Source organism: Arthrobacter sp. PM3 (genome assembly GCF_003352915.1).
Taxonomy (GTDB): Bacteria; Actinomycetota; Actinomycetes; order Actinomycetales; family Micrococcaceae; genus Arthrobacter.
In genome coordinates this window covers 3,366,407-3,384,265 of record NZ_CP022314.1, presented here as the reverse complement: position 1 = coordinate 3,384,265, position 17,859 = coordinate 3,366,407, and the positions used below count along the sequence as shown (strand labels likewise).

Genomic DNA, 17,859 nt, shown 5'->3' with positions numbered 1-17,859 from the left:
TTCTCCTGAAGATTGCGGAGGGATTCGGCAGGCGGGAGCCTAGATGCGGCAGGCGTGGATGCTGCTGACCAGGATGGCGCGGGCGCCGAGGTCGTAGAGTTCGTCCATGATCCGGTTGGTTTCCCGCTTGGGCACCATCGAGCGGACGGCTACCCAGTCCGAATCGCGCAGCGGCGACACGGTGGGCGATTCCAGCCCCGGGGTCAGCGATGCGGCCTGCTCCACGAGTTCCTTGCGGATGTCGTAGTCCATCATCACGTACTGCCGGGCCACCAGGACGCCCTGGAGGCGGCGGATGAGGACGTCGGTGGCCGGGTTCTGTTCGCCCTTGCGGCCGATCAGTACCGATTCGGAGTGCAGGATCGGCTCGCCGAAGATTTCCATGCCGGCGGCCTTGAGCGTGGTGCCGGTCTCGACGACGTCGGCAATCGCGTCCGCGACGCCGAGGCGCACGGAGGATTCCACCGCGCCGTCGAGGCGGACGACTTTGGCGTTGATGCCGCGTTCGGCCAGGTAGCCGCGCAGCAGGCCGTCGTAGCTGGTGGCGAGGCGTTTGCCTTCAAGCTGGGCGATGGTGGTGAAGTCGCCCACCGGTCCGGCGAAGCGGAACGTGGAAGCGGCGAAGCCCAGCGGCAGCAGTTCCTCGGCCTCGACCTCTGCGTCGAGCAGGAGGTCACGGCCGGTGATGCCGACGTCGAGCGTTCCCTGTCCGACGTACACGGCGATGTCACGGGGGCGCAGGAAGAAGAACTCAATATCGTTGTCCGGGTCCACCATGACCAGTTCGCGGGTGTCGCGGCGCTGGCGGTAGCCGGCCTCGGCGAGGATGGCCGAGGCGGCTTCGGACAGGGATCCCTTGTTCGGGACGGCAACTCTAAGCATGGGAGAAATCTCTCTTGGGTGTGGAAGGGTCTGTTGGGCGCATCGGCCACGCGGTGCACGGGGTCCGCCGGAGAGGTCCTGCCTCCTGGCGGTGTCCGGTGCGGGCGCGGCTACAGATGCTTGTAGACGTCTTCCAGGGTGAGTCCTTTGGCGAGCATCAGAACCTGCAGGTGGTACAGCAGTTGGGAAATTTCCTCAGCGGCGGCTTCATCGGATTCATACTCGGCAGCCATCCATACCTCGGCTGCTTCCTCCACGACCTTCTTGCCGATGCCATGGACTCCGGAATCCAGTTCGGCGACGGTGCGGGAGCCTTCCGGGCGGACGGCTGCCTTTTCACTCAGTTCTGCGAACAGCGACTCGAAATTCTTCACGCCCCAAGCCTACTTGCTCCCGGCGGCCGAACGCCTGCCGGGCCGTTGCATGACGAACGGGATGTGAGGCATTGCATAAGAACACAGCGGAACGCCCCTGCAGGGGCGCCCGGCGGGTGCGGGCGGCCCTGCAGGGCCGTCGTTCGTAGTCGTCGGGCGGTTCAGCCGAACTGCTTGAGGGTCACTGCCGTGGCCAGGGCGGCGGTGACTGCCTCGTGCCCTTTGTCCTCGGTGGAGCCGGGCAGCCCGGCCCGGTCGATCCCCTGCTGTTCGGTGTCGCAGGTCAGCACGCCGAAGCCGACGGGGACGCCGGTGCGGACGCTGACCTCGGTCAGGCCCACGGTGGCCGCCTCGCAGACGTATTCGAAGTGCGGCGTGCCGCCCCGGATGACGACGCCGAGCGCCGCGACCGCGTCGAAGTGCGGTGCCAGCCGGGCCGCCGCGACGGGGAGCTCGAACGTGCCCGGCACCCGCAGGACGGTCGGCTCGCTGATGCCTGCGTCCTTCGCGGCGCGCAGGGCACCGTCGAGGAGGCCGTCCATGATCTGGGTGTGCCAGCTCGCGGCCACGATGGCCAGCTTGAGCTGGGAGGTTTCCTCCGGGTTGAAGGTGCTGAGGTCGATCTGGGGGGCGCCGTGGCCGCTCATGGAGTGTTCCTTGCTGTTGGTCTGGGTGTTTGTTTAGTGGGCCGGCCCGCCGGGGAGGCCGCCGGGTCAGTCTTGTTCGTGTTCGAAGCCGCCCTGCCCGGCGGCGGGCGCGGGCTCGACGTCCAGGACCAGGCGGTGGTCCATCCGGTCCTTCTTCGTCTGCAGGTAGCGGATGTTCTGTTCCCTCGAGGGCACCTCGGTGGGGACCATCTCGACCACCTTGACGCCCGCCTGGGCAAGCCGGTCCTGCTTGTCCGGGTTGTTGCTCAGGAGACGGATCTCGTGCAGTCCCATCTCGGCCAGGATCTGGGCGGCGGCCTTGTAGCAGCGCGCGTCGACGGGCAGTCCGAGCTGCTCGTTGGCTTCCACGGTGTCAAAGCCCGCTTCCTGCAGGGCGTAGGCCTTCATCTTGTTGGCCAGTCCGATGCCTCGGCCTTCCTGGCCCCGGAGGTACAGCAGCGTGCCGCCGAGTTCGTTGATCAGCTCGAGGGCATAGGCCAACTGCTCGCCGCAGTCGCAGCGGTAGGAGCCGAACACATCGCCGGTGAGGCACTCGGAATGCAGCCGCACCAGCGGTGCCTTGCCGTCGGCCGGCGGCACGGGAGAGCTGACCGCCAGGTGCTCGGCACCGGTCGCCAGGTCGGTCCAGGCCTGCGCCACGAAGTCGCCGAAGGCCGTGGGCAGCTGGACGATCGGCCCTGCGCTGACCGGATGCGGCGTACGGGTCATGGCCGTCTCTTCGCTTGCCTTAGAAGTCGTCATTGTTCCTCCTCGATCAGACGGGATCCGCTACGTGGCCGCCCTGGTGCCCTGCCTCGAGGTGGGCCACCAGATCCGCAATCGAAATCAGGGGGCAGCCGTGCTCGGCGGCGAAGTCACGCAGTCCGTCCAGTCGCATCATCTCTCCGTTGTCATACACAAGCTCTGCAATCACTCCGACGGGCTCCAGCCCGGCGAGCCGGCACAGGTCCACGGCCGCCTCGGTGTGGCCGGGACGTTCCCGCACTCCCCCCTTAACGGCGCGGAGCGGAAAAACATGCCCGGGGCGGGTCAATGCGCCGGGCCGGCTTTCCGGGTCGGCGAGGATCCGGGCCGTCAGGGCGCGGTCCGTGGCGGAAATGCCGGTGCTGACACCGACGGCGGCATCGCAGGAGACAGTGTAGGCGGTGCCCTTGGCGTCCTCATTGACCGCCACCATCTGCGGCAGTGCCAGGGCGTCGGCCCGGTCGGCGTCGAGCGGCACGCAGATCACCCCGGAACTGTACCGGACGGTCCAGCCCATCAGGGCCGGGGTCGCGTGTTGGGCGGCGAAAATAATGTCGCCTTCGTTTTCGCGGTCCTCGTTGTCCACGACCAGCACGGGGCGGCCGGCTGCCATGGCGCTGACGGCGTCCTGGATCGGGTCCAGGCCCGTGCGTGCCGTAGACGCCGGCGCGGTGCGGAGCTTCTCGGCCAGGTTGTGTCCGGCGTGGTCGGTGACGCGGCTCATTTCGCTGCTCCGTTCGTGGTGGCGGCTGCGGAGAAGGCCAGCAGGCGCTCGGTGTACTTCGCGAGCACGTCGACCTCGAGGTTGACGCGGCCGCCGATCTCCTTGCCGCCCAGGCCGGTTTCGGCCAGCGTGGTGGGGATCAGCCCGACTTCGAACCAGGGCGCGGGATCGTTGGCCGGGCTCACGGCGGTGACGGTGAGGGACACGCCGTCGACGGCGATGGAGCCCTTTTCGGCGATGTACCGGGCCAGCCCGGCCGGCACGCCGAAGCGCAGCCGGTCCCAGTTGCCGAGCCCCTCACGTTCCAGGAGCCGGCCGACGCCGTCGACGTGACCCTGGACGACGTGGCCGTCCAGCCGGCCGCCGGCGGGCACGCAGCGCTCCAGGTTGACGGGGTCGCCCGCGGCGAGCTCGCCGATGGTGCTGCGGTTGAGGGTCTCGCCCATGACGTCGACGCTGAAGTCCTTGCCGTCGATCTCGGTGGCGGTCAGGCAGACGCCGTTGACGGCGATGGACCCGCCCAGGGCCAGCCCGTCCGTGGTGCCGGGCGCGTGGAGCCGGACGGTGGCGCTGATGTCGCCGTTGCGCTCAACGGACAGCACTTTCCCCTGTTCGGCGATAATTCCGGTAAACATCAATTGCCTCCTGCGGCGGTCTCCGCAACGGTGCGGTGCGGGGTTGGATCGGATGAAGTCGTGGTGCCGGCCGGGCGGGCCGGGCGGAGGTGCAGCCGGAGGTCGCGGCCGAGGACCTGCACGGCGCCCCCGGATGCCGGGTCCCATTCCCACTGCTGGGCATCTGCCAGGGTGGTGATGCCAAGGTCTTCCAGGGCCGCGGTGCCGGAGCCGAGCAGTGTCGGGGCGAGGTAGACGATCAGCTCGTCCACGAGGCCGGCGGCCAGGAAGGCGCTGAGGATCCGCGACCCGCCTTCCACCATGAGGTGCCGGACACCGCTGTCGAAGAGCTGATCGAGGGCTTCGCGGGGATCACGGGTGGCCAGGTGCAGAACATTGCCGTCCTCGCCGTGGATCGCGGCGTCCTCAGGAATGCCGCGGTGCCCCATCACGGCACGCAGCGGCTGCTTGCCTGCGGACTCACCGGCGGCGTTCCGTGCGGTGAGCCGCGGATTGTCCACCAGCACCGTCTGGGTGCCCACCAGGATGGCGTCGATCCGGCCGCGCAGGGCGTGGTTGTCGGCCAGGGACTCCGGGCTGGAGATCCACTGGCTGGTGCCGTCAGCCGCGGCGATCCGGCTGTCGAGGGTCTGGGCGATGTGCAAGGTGACGAACGGACGTTTGGCGTCGACGGCGTCGAACCAGTCCCGGTTCAGGTCCAGGGCGGCCTCCGCCGCCAGTCCGGACCGGACGCGCACGCCGGCCGCGCGCAGCGTCCCCGCGCCGCCGGCGGCGGGATCGTGGGGGTCATCGACGGCGTAGACGACGTCGGTGATGCCGGCGTCGATGATTGCCCTGGCACAGGGGCCGGTGCGTCCGCAGTGGTTGCACGGTTCCAGGGTCACCACCATCGCCGTGCCGCGGAGGTCCACCCCGGCCGCCAGGGCCCGGGTGATCGCATCGGCTTCGGCGTGGGCGGTTCCGGCACCGCGGTGGTATCCGGTGGCGAGGGCTGTCCCATCGGTCCCAAGGATGACGGCGCCCACGAGCGGGTTGGCGCCGCGCGGACCCTGCGCGGCGGCGGAGAGGGCGGACTGCATGGCCGTCCGTTCCGCTGCGCTGAACTGGTCGGCGCTGACGGGCGTGCCGGCGTCGGACCCGCCGGAAGCGGACGGTGCGGCCAGGTGACCGGCGCTCATGCGCCCACCGCCAGGCCACCGACCGGCTCAGCGAGCAGCCGGGAGGCCAGCCCAAAGAAGTTTTCAAGCACTTCGCGAAGAATCAGGACAGACCCGGCGACCGGGATCTGTGCTTCGAAGAGCCATCGCAGAAGGTTCATGTGTGTGTCGTTCCTTCCCTCTAGAACCGCGATGGCTCCGGGGGTATACGACAGCACAATCATGCGGCGCCATTGGGGCGCCGCAGTAACAGCTGTACGTGCTTCTCTCATCCAGACTTTAACTGTCGGTACCGGAATTTCACCGGTTCAACCGTTTGCCGGCGTCCCTTCCGAGGAAGGGCACTGGCGCGCGGGTCGCGGACTGTCACCGCCGGTTCGGACTTACACCGACCCCGGAGCACGTATGTGTGTTGCTATTCTGACACAACCTTGGCAGGTCTCCGGCTATTCCCGCTTGCGCATATTACGGCCCGGGTCATCCCGGCGGACCGGCCCGGGTCATCCCGGGACGCCGCGTCAGCGGCGGCCCGCCACCCGGAGCCGCTCAATGGCGTCGGCCGGATCCGCGGCGCCGTACACGGCCGACCCGGCCACGAAGACGTCGGCTCCGGCGTCGGCGGCCCGGAAGATCGTGTCCTCGGTGATGCCGCCGTCGACCTGCAGGGCCACCTTGAGGCCCGAACCGTCGATCGCCGCCCGGGCCCGCCGGATCTTCGGCAGGCACAGGTCCAGGAATTCCTGGCCGCCGAATCCCGGCTCGACGGTCATGATCAGCAGCATGTCGAGTTCGCCGAGCATGTCCAGGAACGGTTCGACGCCGGTCCCCGGCCGGAGGGCAAGGCCCGCCTTGGACCCGCGCGCCCGCAGTTCCCGGGCCAGTTTGATGGGGGCGATCGAGGCTTCGGCGTGGAACGTCACGGATGCCACTCCGGCGTCCGCGTAGGCCGGAGCCCAGCGGTCGGCGTGCTCGATCATCAGGTGCGCGTCCAGCGGGACGGGGCTGATCTCCTGCAGGCGCTGCACCACGGGCAGGCCGAGCGACAGGTTGGGTACGAAGTGGTTGTCCATGACATCGACGTGCACGGCATCGGCGTTGCTGATCCGGCTCAGCTCAGCCTCGAGGTTAGCGAAGTCGGCGGAAAGGATGCTCGGGTTGATGCAGCACTTGGTCATGCGGAATTCCTTGTCGGTCTAATGGTCTGGTGCAAAGTCTGTTCGGAGACGTCCTGGCAAGTATCGCCCGGCGCTCAGGCTTTCTTGTGGATGAGCGCCAGGAACATGGCGTCCGTGTGGTGCACATGCGGCCAGAGCTGGGCGGTGAGTTCGTGCCCGGCGCCGAGGTGGCCGGGGAGGCTGACGCTGTCCAGCACGGCGCCGGCGTCAATCAGTTCCAGGTCCTCCCGCTTGCGCAGGGCGTCACTGACGACGGCGGTGGTCTCCGCCGGGTGCGGCGAACACGTCACGTACGCCACCACGCCGCCGGGCTTCACGGCGTCGAGGGCGGACTTGAGCAGCTGGCGCTGCAGCGGTCCCAGGTCCACGAGGTCCTTGGGCGTGCGCCGCCAGCGCGACTCCGGGCGGCGGCGCAGCGCCCCCAGCCCGGTGCACGGGACATCGACGAGGACCCGGTCGAAGGCCTCCGGCTGCTCCGCGCCGAGGTCGCGGCCGTCGCCGGTCCTGACGTCCCAGGCGTCCTCCGGAACCGCGGAGAGCGCCTGGCGGACCAGCTTGGCCCGGTGCGGCGCGAATTCGTTGGCCAGCAGGTGGGCGCCCCGCTGCCGGGCGAGGGCACCGAGCAGGGCGGCCTTGCCGCCGGGGCCGGCGCACAGGTCAAGCCAGCGCTCCCCCGGGGCGCCGCTGTTGGCGCCGCCGGCGGCGCTGATATCGGCGCTGATACCGGCGTTGGCGCGGCCGAGGTCGACGGCGGCCATGGCGCGGGCCACGAGCTGCGAGCCGACGTCCTGGACCCGGGTGCCTCCGCCGCGGACCGAGGCGAACCGGCCGAGGTCGCCGCCGCTGGAGAGTGCGGACCCCTCGACGAGGTGGCCCGGCGTGGCCCCGTTCTCGAGGGCCTCGTCCAGGCTGCCGATGCCGGGCAGCGCCACGAGGTTCACGACGGGTGCGGCGTTGTCGGCTTCGAGGAGCTCATCGATCTCGGCGGCGTCCCGGCCGTGGGCCACGAGCGATTGGCGGAGCGCGCGGACAATCCATTCAGGGTGGGCGTAGCGGATGGACGCGACCTTGGTGGCGTCCGTCTCGGTGCTGAGCAGCAGCTCGAGCCACTCATCGAGGGTGCGGGCCGAGACCTTGCGCAGCACGGCGTTGATCAGCGCCGACGGTCCGGCCCCGATGACGGCGCGGGCCAGCCCCACCGTCTGGTCCAGGGCGGCGTGCGCGGGCACCCGCATGGCGAGCAGCTGGTGCGCCCCGATCCGCAGGGCATCCAGGATGGCGGGGTCGAGCTGGTCCAGCGGCCGGTCGACGCAGCGCGCCAGGATGGCGTCGTAGGTGCCCTGGCCCCGGAGGGCGCCGTAGGCGAGCTCGGTGGCGAAACCGGCATCGCGCTTGTCCAGCTTGTGGTGGCGGATCCGGGCCGGCAGGACGAGGTTCGCGTAGGCGTCTTCGGCCGCCACGGCGCGCAGCACTTCAAAGGCAACGAGCCTGGCCGGATCGGCCCGGCGGGTGCGCTGCGAGGGGGCATTTTCGGTGAAGTTCCGCTGCGGGCCGCGGTTGCGTTCCCTGCCCTGGGCGTTCCGCCGGCTGCCGCCGCCCTGGTGTCCGCGGGGCTGCTGGCCCCTGCCGCGGCCGCTGCCGCCGGTTCCGGACTCGCTCATTCGAATACCACGCTTTCAAGTGTTGCTTGCCCGCGCGCCCAATCCGCGGCGGTCATCATCTTTTTGCCCGCAGGCTGGATCCGGGTCAATTCCACCGGATGCGAGCCTGTGCCGACGAGGACGCGTTTGCCGTCCAGGGCCAGCGTCCCTGGACGTAGGACGGCGGCTTCGGGCGCCGGCAGCACCGGCTCCAGCTTGATCCGCTGGCCGTCCAGCATGGTCCAGGCGCCGGGCTCGGGTGTGACACCGCGCGCCCTGCGTCCGATCGCCAGTGCCGGCTGCCGCCAATCGAGCCGGCCGTCCTCCAGGCCCAGCTTTGGCGCCAGGCTTACCTCGCCCTGTTGCGGCAGCGCGACGGCCTTGCCGGCGTCGATCGCGGACAGTGTCTGGGCCAGCAGGACAGCGCCGCTGCGGGAGAGCCGCTCGAGCAGGTCCCCGGCAGTGTCGCCGACCTGGACTGTCTCCGTGAGGGTGCCGAAGACCGGACCGGTGTCGAGGCCCTCCTCGAGGCGGAATGTGACGGCGCCGGTGACGTCGTCGCCGGCGATGACGGCACGCTGCACGGGGGCGGCACCGCGCCATGCCGGCAACAGGGAGAAGTGCAGGTTCACCCAGCCGTGGCGGGGTATCTCCAGCGCGGCCCGGGGAATCAGGCCGCCATAGGCCACGATGGCCGCGACGTCGGGCGCCACCGCGGCAATGCGGTCGGTGACGGCAGCATCGACTTTGGCGGCGTGGATGATTTCAATCCCGAGCTCGGCGGCCCGTGCCGCCACGGGCGACGGCGTGAGGATCCGCTTGCGTCCCAGCGGGGCATCCGGGCGGGTCAGGACGGCGACGACGTCGAATCCTGCGCCGATCAGGGCGTCGAGGGACGGCACGGCAACGGCAGGGGTCCCCGCAAAGAGAACCCTCACGGGGTGATACCGAAGCTGGAACCGCCGAAGCTGCTGCCGACCGTCTTGGCGCGCTTCGCCGTCGTCTTTTCCGTAATGGCCTCGTAGTTGGCGTTGCGGATGGCGCGCAAGGCAGCCTTCCGGTCTTCGCCCTCGAGCCGGTCGGTGTACAGGATGCCGTCCAGGTGGTCGGTCTCGTGCTGGAAGCATCGCGCCAGCATGCCCTCGCCCTCCACCGTCACAGGGTTGCCGTGGAGGTCGACCCCGGTCACCCGGGTGTGCCGGTGGCGGCGGACGGGGAACCCGAGACCGGGGATGGACAGGCAACCTTCGACCTGGTCCTCCTGGAAATCCTCACTGTTTTCGAGGACGGGGTTGATGATGTGGCCCTCGACGCCGCCGATCCGGTAGGTGAAGACCCGCTGGCTTACACCAATCTGGGGTGCGGCCAGGCCTGCGCCCTCCACATCCTCCATGGTCTCCGTCATGTCGGCGACCAGTTTGGCCAGTTCAGGCCCGAATTCCGTCACAGGATCGGCGACCGTGCGCAACACAGGGTCGCCGATGATGCGGATATTCAGAATGGCCATGTGCGCTCTGTCCTCACGGTGGGGGCTAGGGGTCCAATCCAGTTTAGTTGCAGCTGCACAGGTCAGCGTTTCCGCGTCAGCAGCAGCACTGAACAGTCAGCGCTTCACCGGCGGCGCGATCGGCAGCAGCGCCGACCCGGCGGCGACGGTGTCGGCGGACATTTCCCAGACACGGCGCAGCGCGCAGAATTTCCACCAGTGGTGCTTCAGGACATCGGGGTTGGCCCGCTGCGGGCGGACTTCCGTTTCACCGACGGCCACGGCAAGAAGGATCGGCGACTCGCCGTGCTGCCAGGCCTCCCACTCCCCCGCTACGGGATCAACGAGGCTTTCTTCCGCCTTCATGCCGGCAACGAGCTGCATGACCACCTTGTCATCGAGCGGCTTGACCGTGCCGTCCCGGCTGGTGCTCTTGGTCTTGTAGTCGATGAGGCAGGTACGGCCGTTGATCTTCGCCACCAGGTCCAGGGTGCCCGCGTAGCCCACCGTCTGATTCCAGACGGTGATCTCCGGTGCGATCGGCTCAACCTGGAACAGCTCCCACCACTCATCGAAACGGGCGGCGAAGGCTTCCTCCCCGTTGGCAGCGAGGGCCTCCCTGGTTTCCTTCATCTGGTGCGGGCGGCCGAGGGCGCGGAGCGCGACCTGTTCGCAGTAGTTGTGGACGCGGTCGCCGCGCTTGGCGGCGTCGTCCCGGTACGTCTCCGCTGCTTTGGCGGCCCGGCTGACCGCCTGCCGGAGCCTGGCCGGGCTGCCGAGGATAGCGGGGAGCTCCGGATCCCGGGCCAGGCTGTTGGCACCCATGTAACCGAACCAGCCGTCCAGGCCGTGGGGCTGCTGCCCGATCACCGTGGTGATCGAGGGGACGGAGAACTGCGCTGTTGTGGAACGGGCATACATCCGGCCATGGTCAGTGGCGTGGGCAAGAAGTGGAGCTGTCATGGAACGACTCTTTCACGGGGGTCAGACAACGGGCTCAGACAAGGGCGCAAAGCAAAATGGCCCGTCCCGCTGCGATAGCGGAACGGACCATTTCGTTGGTGGGCGATACTGGGTTCGAACCAGTGACCTCTTCGGTGTGAACGAAGCGCGCTACCACTGCGCCAATCGCCCCAACGACATTGAATGCTAGCCCACCCTGGCGGAATTGAGAAATCGGGAGAGGCGGCGTTCCGCATGGCAGAGATCAGGACAGACATTACGGCCGGCCGCATTGACCCAAGTCCAGACCGTCGGAGAGTGCCACCCGGCGCAACGACCACGGCCACCCCTGAGCGAATTACAGTCCTGTAATTCAAAAAATCCCCGAGAAATCAAGGAAGTAGGGTCATTCCCACGGGACCGACGGAGCCCGATTTGTAGATTGCCGGAACCTCCTATAGAGTTCTTACTCGTTGGAACGCGACGAACTGCCGGGAACGGCAAGGAAATCCACCCAATAATGCGGACGTAGCTCAGCTGGTAGAGCACCACCTTGCCAAGGTGGATGTCGCGAGTTCGAATCTCGTCGTCCGCTCGCAGGACACTGTCACGGCAAAGATTCTTTTGGAATCCTGCTTACACGGTGGGTTGGCCGAGAGGCGAGGCAGCGGCCTGCAAAGCCGTATACACGGGTTCGAATCCCGTACCCACCTCGGTGAAAACCATGGTTTCCGGTTTCGGTCGGAGAAAATGGGCGATTGGCGCAGCGGTAGCGCGCTTCCCTGACACGGAAGAGGTCACTGGTTCGATCCCAGTATCGCCCACCAAAGCAAGGCAACTTGCTTGATGCAGTACCACCGGCCTGGCCGGCATGGACTTCATAATGCGGACGTAGCTCAGCTGGTAGAGCACCACCTTGCCAAGGTGGATGTCGCGAGTTCGAATCTCGTCGTCCGCTCTCGTTAGTAAAAAGATTCACAATTCCACTCCGGATCCTTCCGGTTGCGGGCGATTGGCGCAGCGGTAGCGCGCTTCCCTGACACGGAAGAGGTCACTGGTTCGATCCCAGTATCGCCCACCATCAAGCAGCTCCCCCGGAGCTGCTTTTTTCATGCCCCGGTTTTTCCGGAAGTTTCTCAGGACGAGGTCTGGCACGACGACGGGCCGTGCCGGCCGGGCCACAAGACTCTTGACAGTTGCCCCTGGAATAGCGCTGACCCTTGGCATCACCCCGACGGGCCGTTAGTATCGGAAGCCGGAGGAGCGAACTGGCTCCGCGACCGAAGGGAGGTGCCCGTGGGTTTACTTGACGATCTGAAGGGCAAGGCTCAGCAAGTCATTGGTGGCAATGAACAGGCCATCAAGGACGGCATCGAAAAGGCCGGCGATTTCGTCGACTCCAAGACCGGCGGCAAGTACGCCGACAAGGTAGATGCTGTGCAGAAGGGTGCCTCCGACTTCGTGGACAACTCAGGCGACCGTCCGGCAACGGACCCCGTCGCCGGGCAGCGTCCCGTCGCGGAGGAGCCCCCTGTCGCCGGGGAACCCCGGCAGCAGGGTCTCTGACCCAGGTACGTCAGCGAGGTGCCGGTCCCGCCGAGAGGCGGCGCCGGCACCTTCGGCGTTTAACGGCGCCGATTACAACAACGCGGGGATCCTGCCGGCCCCTCAGGGCGTCCCGGATGGACCGTAAGTGACCCCGCGTTGCTTTGGGGATTCAGGAGGGCTCGTGGTTCTGGCCCTCGCGGGCCAGGGCGGTGAGGCGCGAGACGGCGCGGAAGTACTTCTTCATGTACCCGCCGGTCATCATCTCCTCGGTGAAGAGCTGGTCGAAGGGCACGCCGCTGGCCAGGATCGGCACGTCCTTGTCGTAGAGCCGGTCCGCCAGCACCACGAAGCGCAGCGCCACGGCCTGCTCGGTGATCGTGTGCACGTTCTTCCACACGACGCCCTCGATCCCTTCCAGCAGCTGGCGGTAACGGCTCGGGTGCACGCCGGCCAGGTGGTTGATCAGGGTGCTGAACTCGTCGCGGGCCACGGTCCTGCCGTCGAATTCAGCCTGCATGCGGTGCGTCAGGTCATCATTGCGCAGCGGCGCGGGCGCCGCCGGCAGGCCGCGGTGGCGGAAGTCCTCGCCGTCGATCCGCACGACGTCGAACTGGTCCGCCAGCACCTGGATTTCCCGCTGGAAGTCGACGGCGGCAAACCGGCCGTCGCCAAGGGAGCCCGGCAGCGTGTTGGAGGTCGCGGCGAGCTTCACGCCGGCGTCGGCGAGTTCGCGCATGAGCCGGGACATCAGCACGGTGTCGCCCGGGTCGTCGAGTTCAAACTCGTCAATGCAGACGAGCTTGTAGTGGCTCAGCGCGTCGACAGTCTTGCGGAAGGACAGCGCGCCGACGAGGTTGGTGTACTCAACGAACGTGCCGAAGGCCTTGGGCCCGGGGGCGGCGTGCCACAGCGATGCCAGCAGGTGGGTCTTGCCGACGCCGAATCCGCCGTCGAGGTAAATGCCCGCCCGCGAGTTGTCCTTCTTGCCGAAGAGCCGTTTGAACAGGCCGTCGCCGTCGCGTGCGCCCACTCCGGCCGCGAAGTGCTGCAGGGCGTGGACCGCCTGCGCCTGGCTGGGCTGGGCCGGGTCGGGGCGGTAGCTCGCGAACGACACCTCACCGAACCGCGGCGACGGATAGAACCCGTTGAGGAGTTCGTCCACGGAAACTGCCGGCGTGCGGGCGGCGAGCTGTTCGATGTGTACCAAGGCGGTCCGTTCTGCTGGTCTTTTGTCCCCAGCAAGAATACCGGCAAAGCAGCACGGCCCTGTGTGCCCGGAGGCGGACCCGCAGCCGGCGTGAGGAAGAGCACATTTCCCCGTGTGAACCCGGTGGAGCTTTCCCGCCGGGCCCTGACTAGTGTTGTAACAGGTCCGGCCCCCGCGCACCCCGCCGGCCTCCCTACCGTTTCAGTGAAAGGCCATCACCATGTCCTACCCCGTTGAGCAGAACGAGAAGTTCGCCGCGTACGCCCACCCCGAGCGCCTGGTCTCGACCGAATGGCTCGCCGCGGCGGTTGAGGCCGGCGCGCTCGACGGCGGCAAGCTCGTTGTGGTGGAGTCGGACGAGGACGTGCTGCTGTACGAAACCGGGCACATCCCCGGCGCCGTCAAGATCGACTGGCACACGGACCTCAACGACGAAGTCACCCGCGACTACGTCGACGGCGAGGCATTCGCCGCCCTGGCTGCCGCCAAGGGCATCTCCCGGGACAGCACCGTGGTCATTTACGGCGACAAGTCCAACTGGTGGGCCGCCTACGCCCTGTGGGTGTTCACGCTTTTCGGCCACGAAGACGTCCGGCTCCTGGACGGCGGCCGGGACAAGTGGATCGCCGAGGGCCGTGCCCTGACCACCGAAACCTCCGTTCCGGCGGCCGGGAAGTACCCGGTGGTGGAGCGCAACGACGCCCCCATCCGCGCCTTCAAAGAGGACGTCCTGGCCCACTTCGGCAAGCCGCTGATCGACGTCCGCTCGGCCGAGGAATACACCGGCCAGCGCACGCACATGCCGGCCTACCCGGAGGAGGGCGCACTGCGCGGCGGCCACATCCCCACTGCCGCTTCCATCCCGTGGGCCCGTGCGGCCGCCGAGGACGGCACCTACCGCAGCCGCGGCGAACTGGAGGCCCTATACCTGGGCGAGGCCGGACTCAAGGAAGGCGACGACGTCGTGGCCTACTGCCGGATCGGAGAACGGTCCAGCCACACCTGGTTCGCGCTGAAGTACCTTCTGGGCTTCGACACCGTCCGGAACTACGACGGCTCCTGGACCGAGTGGGGCAACGCCGTCCGCGTCCCGATCGCCAAGGGCGCCGAGCGCGGCACCGTCCCGGCCGGCCGGTAGTCCGCGCACCGCGACCGGGACACAATTGCCGGCCGGTGCGTAAGCTGGGAGTGATGAATACTTCTTCCCTCCCGGCCGCGCTGGCCGGCATTGTTGACGATTTCCAGGCCCTGACCGAACCCGAACGGCTGCAGCTGCTCCTCGAATACTCGCAGGGGCTGCCGGAGCTTCCGGAGCGGCTCCGGGACCATCCCGAGCTGCTGGAGCAGGTGGTGGAGTGCCAGACCCCGCTGTTCCTCACCATCGAAACGGAACCGGCCGACGCCGGCGCACCGGAACGCGTGCGGCTCTACTTCAAGGCCCCCAAGGAAGCCCCGACCACCCGCGGTTTCGCCGGAGTGCTCCATGAAGGCCTCGACGGCCTCAGCGCCGAGGAAATCCTGGCCGTACCGGACGACATGCCCGAACAGCTGGGCCTCACCCGCGCCATCACTCCCCTGCGCATGCGCGGAATGACCGCCATGCTGGGCCGGATCAAGCGCAAAGTCGCTGCCTCCGGCGCCCGGCAGGCGCAGGCCTGAGCGCCGGACTCCGGACGCCCAGCCGGCATGGCCCGCAAATCCGCATCGCAGGGAACCCCGGCCACCGCAGCACTCGCGGCCGCCGGGGTTCCCTTCACCGCCCACCCCTACGCCCACGACCCCGCGGTGGCCAGCTACGGCCTCGAAGCCGCGCAGATGCTGGGCGTTGACCCGGACCGGGTCTTCAAGACCCTGATGGTCGACGTCGACGGGCGGCTCGCCGTCGGCGTCGTGCCTGTCAGCGGGAACCTGGACCTCAAGGCGATGGCTGCCGCGCTGGGCGGCAAAAAGGCCGCGATGGCCGACCCGGCCGCGGCGCAGCGGCGGACCGGCTATGTGCTCGGCGGCATCTCACCGCTCGGGCAGCGCCAGTCCTCCCCCACGGTGGTGGATGAGAGCGCACTGGCGCTGGAGACCATCCTCGTCTCGGGCGGACGTCGCGGGCTGGACATCGAACTGGCCCCTGCCGAACTCATCCGGCTCACGGCCGCCCGCACCGTGAGAATCGGCACCCGGCACGACTGACGCCGCGCTCTGTCACTGCGGCGCGGCGTCCCCGGGGGCCGGCTCCAGGCCGCCGGGATTGGCCCGGGGCGCCAGCTGCTGCCGGAGCCAGGCAGTGACCTGCCGCTCCCACCGCTCCGGATCCAGGTTCCATTCCTTGGTGTGCCGGGCGGTGTTGAAGGGCTCGAACGTGACCATCTCCGGGTTTTTCTCGGCCAGTGCGGCGGAGGGCCCGTACGGGACATATTCATCGTCCACGCTGTGCACAATGAGGGTCGGGGTCCGCAGTTCCACGGCCCGCGCAACCCAGTCCATCGTCTTCAGGTCCACCGGGGCGGCCAGCCCGGTCAGCCGCCGGCCCAGGGGGTGGCCGAGCATCAGCTGGCCGTAGCGGCCCACCGAGGACGGGATCCGGTTCAGCTCCGCGTGGTGGGCCAGCACGTCGACCCAGTTGATCACGGGGGCGTCCAGGACCATCGCCCGGATCACCTGGCGGTGCCGCGAAAGGTCCGCTGCCTGGAGGCAGATCGCACCGCCCATCGACCAGCCGAACAGGACCACCTCGCGGGCGCCCTGCTGCAGGGCGTAGCCGATGGCGGAGTCGACGTCGCGCCACTCCGTGGTGCCCAGGCCGTAACGGCCGTCGCTGGCGGAGGGGGCCAGGCCGTCGTTGCGGTAAGAGATCAGCAGACTGGACATGCCCAGTTCCCGGGCGGTCCGGACGGCCCGCAGGCCCTCCTGCCGCGAGGCGCCGCGGCCGTGCACCATGATCGCCCAGACGTCCGTCGCCGCTGCCTCCGACGCCGGCGCCGCACCCACCAGCCATGCCGGCGCCGTCCCGCCGTCGACGCCGATCAGCACGTCCTCCGACGGCAGGCCCATGGCGGCGGGATCCGGATAGGCCGCTCCGCTCCACCAGCCGCGGCGGGCGGTGGTGAAGTCGCCGCTGTAGACGGCTTCGACTTCCCGCAGCACCGTACGTTCAGCCGGCGAGTAGGACAGGATCCGGCCGATCCGCGCGTGCCCGCGTCCGCCGTCGAAAAAGAATCCGTACACCCCGTCGACGGTGGTCTCCGGGGTGGCGGCGAGGATGACGTGCTGCGACCGGCCGGCCGGGATCACGGCCAGCACTTCCTGGTCCGCGTCGCGGAATTTGGCCGGCGTGATGACACGGCGGGCGAAGTACAGCGCCAGGGCGGACGATCCCGCGGCCAGCACTCCGGCGGCGGCGCTGCCGCCGATAATGCCGCCCACCGCCCACTTGGCACTGCCCGAAGGTCCGGCAGCGGGAGAGGGTGCGGAGGCCCGGCCGGAGTCCGGCAGCAGGCGCAGGGAGGATGCCATGGCACCATTCTGACGGACCTGCGCCCCAACCACGGCATTTGGCCTGTTCAGGCAGTCCGGCCGGCCCGGACGGGACACGCCGCGTACGCCGTTCGGACTGAACCATGCGGGGCACCCCGGCCGCGACTAGGCTGGGGTCATGAGTGATCCAATCGTCATTTTGACAGAAGAGCCCCTCGGTGCGGATGACCGCGTCAACATCGAAACCCTGGTCGCCGGCGGCGATGCGCCCTTGCTCGTCCTGGTGCCGGCCAACACCGAGCGGCACCTGGTGGTCGATTTCCTGGAGAACCTCTCCATGCTGGAGATCGCCAAGGCCTTCCGCGAACTGACGGCACACTCCGACCCCGCCGCCGAGCGCGCCGAAGCGGCCGACACCCTGGCGGCCTCGCTGGCCGCACTGGCCGGACTGGGCGGCGGCGTCTCGGGCGAAATCGTCGAGGGCAAGGCCGTGGACGGCCTGGTCGCCAAGGTCAAGGAACTCAGCGCCGGGCAGGCTGTCGTGATCACCCGCCCGCACGCTGTTGCCGACACGTTCCACACCGACTGGGCCACCAAAGCGCAGGACAAACTGGGCCTGCCTGTCCTGCATCTCTACGCAGGTTCGGGATTTATCGGGGACTCCTGAGCGTTGTTCAAGCTATGAGCATCTTCAACAACAGGTCCAAAACCATGCCCGTTGCCGCGCCCCCCTCCGAGCCCGCCAACGAGCCCGCGTCCGGCACCGCCGCCCCTCCGCCCGCGCACGCGACGGTCGAAAAGACCGATGCCCAGTGGCGCCAGGAGCTCACCCCGGAGGAGTACCGAGTGCTGCGCCAGGCCGGCACCGAACGGCCCTACACCGGCGAGTTTTGGGACACCCACACCCGCGGCGTCTACCAGTGCCGGGCCTGCGGCACCGATCTCTTCACGAGCAACGAGAAGTTCGACTCGCATTGCGGCTGGCCGTCGTTCTGGGCTCCGCTGGCCGAGGGCACTGTCCGCTACATCCACGACCGCTCCATGGGCATGGACCGGGTCGAAGTCCGCTGCGCCACGTGCGATTCCCACCTCGGGCACGTGTTCGACGGCGAGGGCTACGGCACCCCCACGGACCAGCGGTTCTGCATTAACTCCGTCTCGCTCAAGCTCGTCCCGGCGGACGGAGCCGGAAAGTAGCTGCCCTGCGGC

21 protein-coding genes, 6 tRNA genes and 1 riboswitch are annotated in these 17,859 nt (G+C 68.5%); of the genes, 11 read left to right on the top strand and 16 right to left on the bottom strand.

The window, feature by feature from the left end:
• Positions 1-39 precede the first annotated feature (39 nt).
• The 14 genes from hisG to CFN17_RS15370 form a co-directional block, all read right to left on the bottom strand.
• The gene (hisG, locus tag CFN17_RS15435; RefSeq protein ID WP_208748625.1) at positions 40-882 is read right to left on the bottom strand and encodes an ATP phosphoribosyltransferase; all 843 of its coding nucleotides are present in this window, start codon (positions 880-882) and stop codon (positions 40-42) included.
• 110 nt (positions 883-992) lie between these two features.
• Positions 993-1,256, bottom strand: a complete 264-nt coding sequence (locus CFN17_RS15430) for a phosphoribosyl-ATP diphosphatase (RefSeq protein ID WP_018772463.1) — start codon at positions 1,254-1,256, stop codon at positions 993-995.
• Between the two features lie 161 nt (positions 1,257-1,417).
• Positions 1,418-1,903, bottom strand: coding sequence for a 6,7-dimethyl-8-ribityllumazine synthase (ribH, locus tag CFN17_RS15425; RefSeq protein ID WP_208748624.1), 486 nt, complete (start codon positions 1,901-1,903; stop codon positions 1,418-1,420).
• A gap of 66 nt (positions 1,904-1,969) precedes the next feature.
• Positions 1,970-2,665 (bottom strand): GTP cyclohydrolase II, encoded by a 696-nt coding sequence (gene ribA / locus CFN17_RS15420; RefSeq protein ID WP_208748623.1) that lies wholly within the window; start codon positions 2,663-2,665, stop codon positions 1,970-1,972.
• A gap of 13 nt (positions 2,666-2,678) precedes the next feature.
• Positions 2,679-3,392: a 3,4-dihydroxy-2-butanone-4-phosphate synthase gene (gene ribB, locus CFN17_RS15415; RefSeq protein WP_208748622.1), complete on the bottom strand. Its 714-nt coding sequence runs from the start codon at positions 3,390-3,392 to the stop codon at positions 2,679-2,681.
• Positions 3,389-4,027, bottom strand: coding sequence for a riboflavin synthase (locus CFN17_RS15410; RefSeq protein WP_208748621.1), 639 nt, complete (start codon positions 4,025-4,027; stop codon positions 3,389-3,391). Before CFN17_RS15410 ends, ribB begins: the two co-directional genes overlap by 4 nt.
• Positions 4,027-5,205 carry a bifunctional diaminohydroxyphosphoribosylaminopyrimidine deaminase/5-amino-6-(5-phosphoribosylamino)uracil reductase RibD gene (gene ribD / locus CFN17_RS15405; RefSeq protein ID WP_208748620.1) on the bottom strand — a complete coding sequence of 393 codons (1,179 nt, stop codon included), beginning with the start codon at positions 5,203-5,205 and terminating at the stop codon, positions 4,027-4,029. The genes CFN17_RS15410 and ribD overlap by 1 nt, the downstream gene beginning before the upstream one ends.
• Positions 5,202-5,345, bottom strand: coding sequence for a hypothetical protein (locus tag CFN17_RS15400; protein ID WP_395925289.1), 144 nt, complete (start codon positions 5,343-5,345; stop codon positions 5,202-5,204). Before CFN17_RS15400 ends, ribD begins: the two co-directional genes overlap by 4 nt.
• Positions 5,346-5,439: 94 nt before the next feature.
• Positions 5,440-5,591: riboswitch (FMN riboswitch) on the bottom strand.
• Positions 5,592-5,702: 111 nt separating this feature from the next.
• Positions 5,703-6,359: a ribulose-phosphate 3-epimerase gene (rpe, locus tag CFN17_RS15395; RefSeq protein ID WP_208748619.1), complete on the bottom strand. Its 657-nt coding sequence runs from the start codon at positions 6,357-6,359 to the stop codon at positions 5,703-5,705.
• Between the two features lie 74 nt (positions 6,360-6,433).
• The gene (locus tag CFN17_RS15390; RefSeq protein ID WP_208748618.1) at positions 6,434-8,020 is read right to left on the bottom strand and encodes an RsmB/NOP family class I SAM-dependent RNA methyltransferase; all 1,587 of its coding nucleotides are present in this window, start codon (positions 8,018-8,020) and stop codon (positions 6,434-6,436) included.
• Positions 8,017-8,937 carry a methionyl-tRNA formyltransferase gene (gene fmt, locus CFN17_RS15385; protein WP_208748617.1) on the bottom strand — a complete coding sequence of 307 codons (921 nt, stop codon included), beginning with the start codon at positions 8,935-8,937 and terminating at the stop codon, positions 8,017-8,019. The genes CFN17_RS15390 and fmt overlap by 4 nt, the downstream gene beginning before the upstream one ends.
• Positions 8,934-9,506: a peptide deformylase gene (gene def / locus CFN17_RS15380; protein ID WP_208748616.1), complete on the bottom strand. Its 573-nt coding sequence runs from the start codon at positions 9,504-9,506 to the stop codon at positions 8,934-8,936. The genes fmt and def overlap by 4 nt, the downstream gene beginning before the upstream one ends.
• Positions 9,507-9,602: 96 nt before the next feature.
• The gene (locus CFN17_RS15375; protein ID WP_208748615.1) at positions 9,603-10,448 is read right to left on the bottom strand and encodes a cytochrome; all 846 of its coding nucleotides are present in this window, start codon (positions 10,446-10,448) and stop codon (positions 9,603-9,605) included.
• A 96-nt stretch (positions 10,449-10,544) separates the two neighbouring features.
• Positions 10,545-10,619, bottom strand: a tRNA-Val gene (locus CFN17_RS15370).
• A gap of 330 nt (positions 10,620-10,949) precedes the next feature.
• Between CFN17_RS15370 and CFN17_RS15365 the strand changes: the two genes are divergently transcribed.
• The 6 genes from CFN17_RS15365 to CFN17_RS15340 all read left to right on the top strand — a co-directional run bounded on the left by CFN17_RS15365 (position 10,950) and on the right by CFN17_RS15340 (position 11,993).
• Positions 10,950-11,022 (top strand) — tRNA-Gly (locus tag CFN17_RS15365).
• A 47-nt stretch (positions 11,023-11,069) separates the two neighbouring features.
• Positions 11,070-11,140, top strand: a tRNA-Cys gene (locus CFN17_RS15360).
• 39 nt (positions 11,141-11,179) lie between these two features.
• A tRNA-Val gene (locus tag CFN17_RS15355) sits at positions 11,180-11,254 on the top strand.
• A 58-nt stretch (positions 11,255-11,312) separates the two neighbouring features.
• Positions 11,313-11,385: transfer RNA gene (locus tag CFN17_RS15350), tRNA-Gly, on the top strand.
• Positions 11,386-11,433: 48 nt separating this feature from the next.
• Positions 11,434-11,508: transfer RNA gene (locus CFN17_RS15345), tRNA-Val, on the top strand.
• A 215-nt stretch (positions 11,509-11,723) separates the two neighbouring features.
• Complete coding sequence (locus CFN17_RS15340) at positions 11,724-11,993, top strand: antitoxin (protein WP_208748614.1); 270 nt, start codon at positions 11,724-11,726, stop codon at positions 11,991-11,993.
• A 151-nt stretch (positions 11,994-12,144) separates the two neighbouring features.
• Here the strand turns inward: CFN17_RS15340 and zapE are convergent, their stop codons facing one another.
• The gene (gene zapE, locus CFN17_RS15335; RefSeq protein WP_208748613.1) at positions 12,145-13,182 is read right to left on the bottom strand and encodes a cell division protein ZapE; all 1,038 of its coding nucleotides are present in this window, start codon (positions 13,180-13,182) and stop codon (positions 12,145-12,147) included.
• 220 nt (positions 13,183-13,402) lie between these two features.
• On the opposite strand from zapE, the gene CFN17_RS15330 reads away from it, so the two are divergent.
• The 3 genes from CFN17_RS15330 to ybaK are packed head-to-tail and all read left to right on the top strand — an operon-like array spanning position 13,403 to position 15,366.
• Entirely contained in the window at positions 13,403-14,320 is a 918-nt protein-coding gene (locus CFN17_RS15330) for a sulfurtransferase (RefSeq protein ID WP_208748612.1), read from the top strand.
• Positions 14,321-14,373: 53 nt separating this feature from the next.
• The gene (locus CFN17_RS15325; RefSeq protein WP_208748611.1) at positions 14,374-14,841 is read left to right on the top strand and encodes a SufE family protein; all 468 of its coding nucleotides are present in this window, start codon (positions 14,374-14,376) and stop codon (positions 14,839-14,841) included.
• Between the two features lie 27 nt (positions 14,842-14,868).
• Positions 14,869-15,366: a Cys-tRNA(Pro) deacylase gene (gene ybaK / locus CFN17_RS15320; protein WP_208748610.1), complete on the top strand. Its 498-nt coding sequence runs from the start codon at positions 14,869-14,871 to the stop codon at positions 15,364-15,366.
• Positions 15,367-15,378: 12 nt separating this feature from the next.
• Here ybaK and CFN17_RS15315 read toward each other — a convergent pair whose 3' ends face one another.
• On the bottom strand, positions 15,379-16,689 hold the full coding sequence (locus CFN17_RS15315; RefSeq protein WP_208748609.1) for a S9 family peptidase: 1,311 nt from the start codon (positions 16,687-16,689) through the stop codon (positions 15,379-15,381).
• A 139-nt stretch (positions 16,690-16,828) separates the two neighbouring features.
• Between CFN17_RS15315 and CFN17_RS15310 the strand changes: the two genes are divergently transcribed.
• Complete coding sequence (locus CFN17_RS15310; RefSeq protein WP_208748608.1) at positions 16,829-17,317, top strand: hypothetical protein; 489 nt, start codon at positions 16,829-16,831, stop codon at positions 17,315-17,317.
• Positions 17,318-17,331: 14 nt separating this feature from the next.
• Positions 17,332-17,847 carry a peptide-methionine (R)-S-oxide reductase MsrB gene (gene msrB / locus CFN17_RS15305; protein ID WP_208748607.1) on the top strand — a complete coding sequence of 172 codons (516 nt, stop codon included), beginning with the start codon at positions 17,332-17,334 and terminating at the stop codon, positions 17,845-17,847.
• Positions 17,848-17,859: the final 12 nt, after the last annotated feature.